Below are 5,254 nucleotides of genomic sequence, written 5' to 3' on the forward strand. Positions count from 1 at the left end.
GTCGGATGATTCGTAGGCGGCGAGCACTTCGGCTACGTCGTCTATCAGCGAGTTGAATTCTTTGCGAAACGGCTCCGACCATAGCGCGAGGTTTGACAGATCAAGCAGCAGCCGGAATATATAAGTAGTGTTCCTCATGCTCTCCTTCGCGTGCGCGAAGAGGAAGCTGTTGTTTTTTTCTTCGGGAGAAGGCGCGCTCAGCCGCAGCGTCAGCTCCTTTAAATAACTTTCTTTAACGCTTTTTATTACGGCAAGAAATAGCCCCTCTTTGTTTTCATAATAATAATTTAAATGGCTCAGCGCGACGCCTGCGCGTTTTGCAATGTCGCGCATTGAGACGTTCGCGTAGCCCGCCTGCGAAATCAGCGTCACTGCGGCGGAAAGTATCTTGGCCGCGGTATCAGGTTCATCTTTTTTTGAGAGCATGGGTGCGTCCTTTCTGCTTATAAAACTTTATTGATGATTAATGTCGTCCCTGATTCCGTTATTGACACGGAACTTTTTTAGAATATAATTTGTTTGTACGTCCGTACAAATATTATACAATAAAATTGCGGGTTTGCACTTTTGACTTTTGAAATATGCGGCGGGATAATTTAAGAAATATGCGGTCCTTGCGGAAGGAGCATTTTAGAGTGAAGGTATCTGAAATATTCAGGGGAAAATATTTGATCGCGGCGGTCTCTATTGTAATAGTCGTACTTTCGTCAATGGCTATATATGTGAAGCAGCACCCGCAGGAACAGCACGTCAAAGCTTCCGGCACGGTGGAGGTGACGCAGGTGCAGCTTGCGCCGCTTGCCGGCGGCCGTATCATGGAGCTGGCCGTCAAAGAGGCCGACCATGTGAAGAAGGGGCAGTTCATCGCGCGGATGTCGCTTGACGGCGCGGACTACGAGGTGAAGATGGCCGAAGCTGCGCTTGCCGCGGCTAAGGCGCAGCTTGACGAGCTGCAAAACGGTTTCCGCCGGGAGGATGTAGCGAAGGCGGCAAGCGAAGTTGCGCTGCGTTCGGCTCAAAGCTCTCAGGCCCAACGCGACGCGAAGCGCTTTGCCTCTCTTGCGGCTGACGGAGTGGTGGCCGTGCGAGACGCTGAGCTGTATTCCGAAGCGGCGAAGACCGCGGCAAGCGCGCTTGCGATCGCGCAGGAGCAGCTGCGGCTTTTGAAAAATGGTATGCGCCCGGAACAGATAGCGGCGGCTGCGGCAAACGTAGCTCGCATGGAGTCCGCTGTGCTGAAGGCAAAGACGCAGGTCGGCTACAAGGAATTTTACGCGCCTGCGGACGGCGTGGTGCTTACGAAAAATTATCAGCCGGGCGACGTAATCACGGCTGGCGCGGCTATCGCCACTATCGGCGATATGAACGACTGCTGGGTGAAGCTCTATATACCGTCCACGCAGCTTGGGCGCGTGAAGCTTGGCCAGAGGTGCAGCGTCTTTGTCGATCCGTTCCCGAAGAAGGCTTTTGACGCAGTTGTGACGGAGGTCAACCAGCAGGCTGAGTTCAATCCGCGTATGTCGCTGACGCAGGACGAACGCGCTAATATGGTCTTTTGGATAAAGGTATCCATAAAAAATCCCGAGGGCGTCGTGAAGCCCGGAATGCCGGCGGACGTAACGCTGCTATGACGACCGAGGCGCCAAAATGCAGCCTCTCATACAGCGGCGTCGTGAAGAACTTCGGCGACGTGCGCGCGCTGCGCGGCGTGGACCTTGAGATACGCAAGGGCGAGATATTTGGCTTCATAGGGCCGGACGGCGCGGGAAAGTCCACAATGATGCGCATAGCGATGGGCATCATCAACCCCACGCAGGGAGAGTGCGCGCTGCTTGGCGCGGACGACCGCAGGCGCACGCGCGTCTTTGCGGGCTACGTGCCGCAGCTTTTCAGCCTCTATATCAACATGAGCGTCATGGAGAACATACACCTTTTCGGCTCGCTCTACGGCAAGCCGCGGCACGAGGTGGAGGAGCGCGCGGAATATATCCTGTCGCGCGTAGGGCTTTGGGGCTTTAAGGACCGCTTTGCCGGCAACCTCTCAGGAGGCATGAAGCAGAAGCTGGCTCTTGCCATCGGCCTGCTCAACACGCCGGAGATACTTCTTCTTGACGAGCCGACGACGGGAGTCGACCCTGTGGCGCGCCGCGAGTTCTGGTCGCTCTTATATCAGTTCAACCACGAGGGGCTCACCATAGTCGTAAGCACGCCCTACATGGACGAGGCGGAGCTGTGTACGCGCAAGATGTTCCTCAACCACGGCAGGATATTGGACGTAGGGACGACCGACGAGCTGCTTTCGCGCTATCCCTATAAGCTGCTCTGTCTTGAACTGAACAGCAGGACGGCCTTTGACTGGCTTGCTAAATGCGCGCACGTCATCGAGGCTAATATGTTCGGCTCCGTCTACCATATAGTGACGGACGATCCGGAGGCCGCGAAAAGCTCCATCCTCACGGCGCTTGCCGCGCATCACGACGAAAGCGCCGCCATCTACGCAATAGAACCGAGCCTTGGCGACCTCTTCGTCGCCTTCGCGGGGAAGGAGGATTGAGATGCCTCCCGTTGTAGTGGATATAGAACATCTTACGAAAAAATTTGGAAATTTTACGGCGGTCGACGACATCAGCATGAAGATAGAGGAGGGCGAGGTCTACGGCTTTCTGGGGCCGAACGGCGCCGGCAAATCGACTACTATACGGATGCTCTGCGGGCTACTTGCGCCAACATCTGGGCACGGCCTCATTCTTGGGCTGGACCTTGCGACGAACGGCCAGAAACTTAAGGAAAACATCGGCTATATGTCACAAAAGTTCTCGCTCTACCCGGAGCTTTCCGTACTTGAGAACCTCAATCTCTATTCCGGCCTCTACGGGCTTACCGGGGCGCTTAAGAAAAAACGCATCGACGAGATGATAGCGCTTGCCGGACTTGTCGGCCGCGAGGACGAGCTGACAGGCTCTCTCTCCGGAGGCTGGAGGCAGAGGCTCGCGCTTGGCTGTTCCATCCTGCACAAGCCAAAGATACTTTTTCTTGACGAAGCGACGAGCGGCGTCGACCCGAAGGCGCGCCTGATGTTCTGGGACGTCATCTACGACCTCGCGGCCGGAGGCTGCACCATCATGGTGACGACGCACTTCATGGACGAGGCGGAACACTGCAACAAAGTGGCCTTCATCTATTACGGAAAGCTTATCGCAAACGATTCTCCTGAGAATTTAAAGCGCATGATACCAGGCACTCTCTACGAAATATCTGCGGAACGCCCGCTTGAGATGCTTTCACAGATAGAGGCTGGCAAGGCCGGGCCGGTAATTGATTCATACTTCTTCGGCGACAAGGTCCACGTGCTTGCCGCGAAGGACCACGCGGTGGAGCCGACCGGCATCTTTACTGGCTGCCGCATAAAACGTATAGAACAGTCGATGGAGGACGTATTCGTCTATCTTGTAAAATCACACGCAAGCGACGAGCTTGGCGGCGGCCGCATCTCAGGCATAGGAAGCGCCACAGCCGGCGCGCAGAAAAAAGAGGGGACAAAATGAACTGGGAACGCCTTAGGGCCCTCATCGTAAAAGAATTTATACAGCTTTTCCGCGACAGGATAACTCTTGCCATCGTCATATTCATGCCGCTTGCGCAGCTCCTAATCTTCGGATTTGCCATAAACACCGACATCAAACATCTGAACACGGTCATCTTCGACCAGTCGCGCACGCAGGAGAGCAGGCAAATGATAGACAGCCTCGTCTACAGCAACTACTTCGATGTGACGAAATTTGCAGAGAGCATAAAAGCCGTGGACTACGCGGTGGAATCGGGCGCCGCTAAGGTCGGTATAGTCATCCCTCCAGACTACGCCTCGCAGATACGCGGCGGCAGGCAGACGAGCGTGCAGGTGATAATCGACGCTACGGACAACCTGAGCGCGTCGTCCGCGCTGAACGCCGCGCAGACGATAGGGCTGCTGTCTTCGCAGCAGATACTTGCCAGCAAATTTGCGCGTCTTGGGATGAAGATACCGGGGCAGGCGATAGACATGCGCATAAGGCTCTGGTACAACCCGGACTTTATCACCTCGTGGTACATCGTGCCTGGCATCATGGGGATGCTGCTTACGATAACGCTCATTTCAATGATGTCGATGGCGATAGTGCGCGAAAGCGAACAGGGAACGCTAGAGCAGCTGCTCGTCACGCCGATGAAGATATGGGAGCTGCTGCTGTCGAAGATAATCCCATATATTCTCGTGGGCTACGTGCAGGTCTATATTTCCATCGTAGTTGGGATATTTGTCTTCAACATGCCGTTTTTAGGCAGCATAACGCTCTTTTACGTGCTCACCTTTTTCTATGTCGTGGCGAACCTTTCACTTGGGATAATGATCTCGTGCTTCGCGCAGAACCAGATGCAGGCGCTCCAGATGTCGGTATTCATCATACTGCCCAGCGTGCTGCTTTCGGGCTTTGTCTTCCCGCTTGAGGCTATGCCCGCAGGCTTTCGCTATCTTGGGCAATGTTTGCCTATAACCTACTACATAAGCCTTTCGCGCCAGATAATCCTAAAGGGCGGCGGGATGGAGTTTGTATGGAAAGACACGCTGGCGCTTGTCGTATATATTGCGATAATGTTTACGGCCTCCATACAGCTGTTTAAAAAACGTTTCGTGCCATAAGCCGAAACAACGAAGGATAAATAGACAGAGCATCTTTTAGAGTGATTATTATGGGGGAATCCAGATCATGTCGATGAAAAAATTTATGACGGCTCTTATTCTGCTTGCGGCTTGCGCCTCAGGCGCCTTCGCGCAGGACGACGCGCCGCTTGCCGCGCTTCTTTTGCGCGCCGCCTCCGACAATCCGCAGATAGCGGCCTCAAAGCAGCGCACCGCCGCAGCAGAGGCGCAGATAATAGAGGCGAACGCGAAGATGCTGCCTAAAGTAAACGTAGGTACCGGCGCGCTTTGGCAGAGGGACGGCCTTTCTCAGAAACTTCCGGACGAGATGTCGTTTCTTGGAGTATTCAACCTGCCTGTCGGCTACCGCAACACCTATGCCGCGGCCGTCGCGCTCACCCAGGTGATCTATTCCGGCGGCACGCTGCCCGCCCAGAAAGAGGCGGCGAAGCTTTCGCGCGATTCGCTCACAGCGCAGGAGATACGCACTCAGGAGAGCGTATCTAACGCCGTGCGGCGCGCCTACTACGGCCTTCGCCGCGCGCAGGCGAAGGAGCTCGTAGCGCGTGACGCAGTTAC

General features: G+C 55.0%; 6 protein-coding genes. 5 read left to right on the top strand and 1 reads right to left on the bottom strand.

What is annotated here, in order from left to right; all coding sequences use genetic code 11:
• The coding region (locus RRY12_12385; protein MEG2185470.1) for a helix-turn-helix domain-containing protein at positions 1-426 on the bottom strand (426 nt) is incomplete at its 3' end.
• Positions 427-635: 209 nt separating this feature from the next.
• On the opposite strand from RRY12_12385, the gene RRY12_12390 reads away from it, so the two are divergent.
• The 5 genes from RRY12_12390 to RRY12_12410 form a co-directional block, all read left to right on the top strand.
• On the top strand, positions 636-1,631 hold the full coding sequence (locus tag RRY12_12390) for an HlyD family efflux transporter periplasmic adaptor subunit (GenBank protein MEG2185471.1): 996 nt from the start codon (positions 636-638) through the stop codon (positions 1,629-1,631).
• Positions 1,628-2,554, top strand: a complete 927-nt coding sequence (locus tag RRY12_12395) for an ABC transporter ATP-binding protein (protein ID MEG2185472.1) — start codon at positions 1,628-1,630, stop codon at positions 2,552-2,554. The genes RRY12_12390 and RRY12_12395 overlap by 4 nt, the downstream gene beginning before the upstream one ends.
• Position 2,555: 1 nt before the next feature.
• Positions 2,556-3,545 carry an ABC transporter ATP-binding protein gene (locus tag RRY12_12400; GenBank protein MEG2185473.1) on the top strand — a complete coding sequence of 330 codons (990 nt, stop codon included), beginning with the start codon at positions 2,556-2,558 and terminating at the stop codon, positions 3,543-3,545.
• Positions 3,542-4,675: an ABC transporter permease gene (locus RRY12_12405; protein ID MEG2185474.1), complete on the top strand. Its 1,134-nt coding sequence runs from the start codon at positions 3,542-3,544 to the stop codon at positions 4,673-4,675. Before RRY12_12400 ends, RRY12_12405 begins: the two co-directional genes overlap by 4 nt.
• A 67-nt stretch (positions 4,676-4,742) precedes the next feature.
• On the top strand, positions 4,743-5,254 hold a 512-nt coding region (locus RRY12_12410; protein ID MEG2185475.1), incomplete at its 3' end, for a TolC family protein.

It is taken from the genome of Cloacibacillus sp., assembly GCA_036655895.1.
GTDB lineage: Bacteria > Synergistota > Synergistia > Synergistales > Synergistaceae > JAVVPF01.

Bases quoted from the DNA above. Each gene is read 5' to 3' on its own strand.
- RRY12_12395 (MEG2185472.1), top strand. From the start codon at position 1,628: ATGACGACCGAGGCGCCAAAATGCAGCCTCTCATACAGCGGCGTCGTG.
- RRY12_12400 (MEG2185473.1), top strand. From the start codon at position 2,556: ATGCCTCCCGTTGTAGTGGATATAGAACATCTTACGAAAAAATTTGGA.
- RRY12_12405 (MEG2185474.1), top strand. From the start codon at position 3,542: ATGAACTGGGAACGCCTTAGGGCCCTCATCGTAAAAGAATTTATACAG.